At 40.4% G+C, this 3603-nt stretch carries 3 protein-coding genes and 1 other RNA gene; all 4 read left to right on the plus strand.

The genetic code is table 11. The features are described from left to right. Window positions 1-137 precede the first annotated feature (137 nt). The 4 genes from ADH54_RS11545 to ssrA all read left to right on the plus strand — a co-directional run bounded on the left by ADH54_RS11545 (window position 138) and on the right by ssrA (window position 3352). Window positions 138-1457, plus strand: a complete 1320-nt coding sequence (locus tag ADH54_RS11545; protein ID WP_080980842.1) for a CapA family protein — start codon at window positions 138-140, stop codon at window positions 1455-1457. 21 nt (window positions 1458-1478) lie between these two features. Continuing rightward, window positions 1479-2306 (plus strand): HAD family hydrolase, encoded by an 828-nt coding sequence (locus tag ADH54_RS09220; protein ID WP_049524874.1) that lies wholly within the window; start codon window positions 1479-1481, stop codon window positions 2304-2306. A gap of 1 nt (window position 2307) precedes the next feature. Then, window positions 2308-2943: an SGNH/GDSL hydrolase family protein gene (locus tag ADH54_RS09225; protein WP_049524875.1), complete on the plus strand. Its 636-nt coding sequence runs from the start codon at window positions 2308-2310 to the stop codon at window positions 2941-2943. A 61-nt stretch (window positions 2944-3004) separates the two neighbouring features. Further along, window positions 3005-3352, plus strand: a transfer-messenger RNA (tmRNA) gene (gene ssrA / locus ADH54_RS10860). Window positions 3353-3603: the final 251 nt, after the last annotated feature.

Here is a 3603-nt window from a genome sequence, read left to right on the forward strand (position 1 = left end):
AGGCTGTACTTGAGTACGGTAAGGCGACGCTGACGTGGTTTGAATTTGATTTTCGAAGAGTATCAATTGTGAAAGAATTACTTATCTATGATATAATAAAAAGAAAAGGCTTGCATAAGAAAGTAGGGAGAATGAAGATGAAAAGAAGACAAGATAGAAATCAGGGTGGTTTAGCTTTTCGTTTTATGAAGGGCTTGGTAAACTTTTTTAGGAGTTATCGCAGGTGGAGCAATAAAGGATTTGTGGCGGTACTCTTGCTAGCAGTTGCTTTATCAATGGGCTTGGTCTTGTTGTTTGAAAGTTTCCAAGGCATGCCTCTGACCAGTCAAAAACGAGATACTATTTCTCAAGAAGGGACTAAGCAAAAGTCTCAGGAGCAGGAAGAGGAAAAATCTGCTAGAATTATGGCCAACGGAGATTTGCTCTACCACGATGGACTTTTCTTTTCAGCTAAAAAAGAAGACGGTACCTATGACTTTCATGAGAATTTTGAGTATGTGACACCTTGGCTTAAGCAAGCAGATTTAGCTATTGGTGATTTTGAAGGAACCATTAATAAGGATCATTATTTAGCAGGTTATCCTCTCTTTAATGCTCCTGCTGAAGTTATGGATGCCATTAAGGATGCAGGTTATCATGTGCTGGATTTAGCTCATAATCATATTTTGGATTCGCAAATTGAGGGAGTTATTTCAACGGCCGATATTATTGAGAAAGCTGGAATCACTCCAATCGGAGTTTATACGCATGAACCACGTGATCAGGCTCCGCTGGTCATTAAGGAAGTGAATGGTATCAAGGTTGCACTATTAGCCTATTCCTATGGATTCAATGGAATTGAGCAGTATATTTCTCAGGAAGACTATAATCGTTATCTTTCAGATTTAAACGAAGATAAGATGAAGGCTGAAATTGAACGGGCGGAAAAGGAAGCGGATATCACCATTATCATGCCTCAGATGGGTGTTGAGTATCGATTGGAACCAACTGAGGAACAAAAAGCTCTTTATCACAAGATGATTGATTGGGGAGCGGATATTATCTTTGGAGGGCATCCTCACGTTGTGGAACCATCTGAAACGGTTGAAAAAGATGGAGAAAAGAAACTCATTATCTATTCAATGGGGAACTTCATTTCCAATCAACGGATTGAATCTATGGGAGATGAAGAAAATGCTAAGTGGACTGAACGTGGCGTTCTCATGGACGTGACCATTAAGAAGAAGGATGGAAAAACAACTATCGGAACAGCTAAAGCTCATCCTACTTGGGTCAATCGAACACCAAAGGGAACTTTTTCACCAGAAGGCTATCCTTTATATCATTATCAAACCTATATCTTGGAAGATTTTATCGATGGTGGCAGTCATCGTGATCAGTTAGATGAAGCGACTAAGGAACGAATTGATACAGCCTATAAAGAAATGAACGAACATGTAGGATTGAAGTGGGATTAGTTTGAATCCAGAGGGAAGTAAATGACGATTAAAATAATTGCGACAGATATGGATGGGACCTTGCTGGATGCTAGAGGCCAGCTTGATCTTCCACGCTTGGAAAAGATTTTAGATAAGTTGGATCAAAGGGGTATTCGTTTTGTCATCGCGACGGGCAATGAAATTCACCGCATGAGGCAACTACTGGAGCACTTGGTAAATCGAGTGGTTCTGGTTGTTGCAAACGGTGCTCGTATTTTTGAAAACAATGAACTGATTCAGGCTCAGACTTGGGATGATGCCATTGTCGATAAGGCTTTGGCTCATTTTAAGGGTCGAGCGTGTCAGGATCAGTTTGTTGTAACATCTATGAAGGGTGGTTTCGTCAAGGAAGGCACTATTTTTACAGACCTTGAAAGTTTTATGACTCCAGAAATGATTGAAAAATTCTACCAACGGATGCAGTTTGTGGATGAATTAACCTCTGACCTCTTTGGTGGTGTGCTCAAGATGAGCATGGTTGTTGGTGAGGAACGTTTGAGTTCGGTCTTGGAAGAAATCAATGACCTCTTTGCTGGTCGTGTTCGAGCTGTATCGAGTGGCTATGGTTGCATTGATATCCTTCAAGCTGGAATTCATAAAGCATGGGGCTTGGAAGAATTACTCAAGCGTTGGGACTTGAACCCCCAACAAATCATGGCTTTTGGTGACAGTGAAAATGATGTTGAGATGCTTGAAATGGCTGGAATTGCCTATGCGATGGAAAATGCTGATGATAAAGCCAAAGCTGTGGCTACTGCTCTAGCACCAGCCAACAGCCAAGGCGGAGTTTACCAAGTCTTGGAAAACTGGTTAGAAAAAGGAGAATGAAGTGGCAGTACAGTTATTAGAAAATTGGCTCCTAAAGGAACAAGAAAAACTCCAAACCAAGTATCGTCACTTAAATCAAGTTTCTGTTGTAGAGCCAGACATTCTTTTTATTGGGGATTCCATTGTCGAATATTATCCTCTGCAGGAACTATTTGGGACTGCAAAGACGATTGTCAATCGAGGCATTCGAGGTTATCAGACAGAGCTGTTACTTGAGAACCTCGATGCGCATCTGTACGGTGGAGCAGTAGATAAAATTGTCCTTCTGATTGGAACAAATGATATCGGAAAAGATGTGCCTGTGAATGAGGCTCTCAATAATCTCGAAGCGATCATTCAATCCATTGCTCGCGATTATCCACTGACAGAGATTAAATTGCTTTCTATTTTGCCAGTCAATGAAGCCGAGGAGTACAAGCAGACAGTCTATATCCGCACAAATGAAACAATTCAGAACTGGAATCAAGCCTATCAAGAGCTTGCTTCTGCCTATATGCAGGTGGAATTTGTGCCAGTATTTGATTGTTTGATAGACCAAGAAGGCCAACTCAAAAAAGACTATACTACTGATGGGTTGCACCTTAGTGTTGCCGGTTATCAGGTTTTGTCAAAAGCCTTGAAAGACTATCTTGTGTAGTTAGTTGATTTCTTTTTTGCATTTTTGAGTTAGATAAGGTATAATGGTTTTATTGTCTTTTGGGGTCGTTACGGATTCGACAGGCATTATGAGGCATATTTTGCGACTCGTGTGGCGACGTAAACGCTCAGTTAAATATAACTGCAAAAAATAACACTTCTTACGCTCTAGCTGCCTAAAAACCAGCAGGCGTGACCCGATTTGGATTGCTCGTGTTCAATGACAGGTCTTATTATTAGCGAGATACGATCAAGTCTTGTCTAGCGGCTTGATAAGAGATTGATAGACTCGCAGTTTCTAGGCTTGAGTTATGTGTCGAGGGACTGTTAAACTAATACATAACCTATGGTTGTAGACAAATATGTTGGCAGGTGTTTGGACGTGGGTTCGACTCCCACCGGCTCCATTATTCTTTTGCATTCTTTTGCATTCCTTGGTAAAACGTTGTTAAATCAACGTTTTTTATTTTTGTCTTTGGTATTCCTTGGTATTCTTTTGCGAAAAAGGGAGTCACAAAAGGAGTCACAAAAAGGAGGCGAGCCTCCTTAAAAATCAATATATAGTAAAATGAACCAAAGATAGTACACAATGTGGTATAATCTTCTTATGGCATATTCAATAGATTTTCGTAAAAAAGTTCTCTCTTATTGTGAGCGAACA

The sequence above is a fragment of the Streptococcus pseudopneumoniae genome, assembly GCF_001072315.1.
Lineage (GTDB): Bacteria > Bacillota > Bacilli > Lactobacillales > Streptococcaceae > Streptococcus > Streptococcus pseudopneumoniae_R.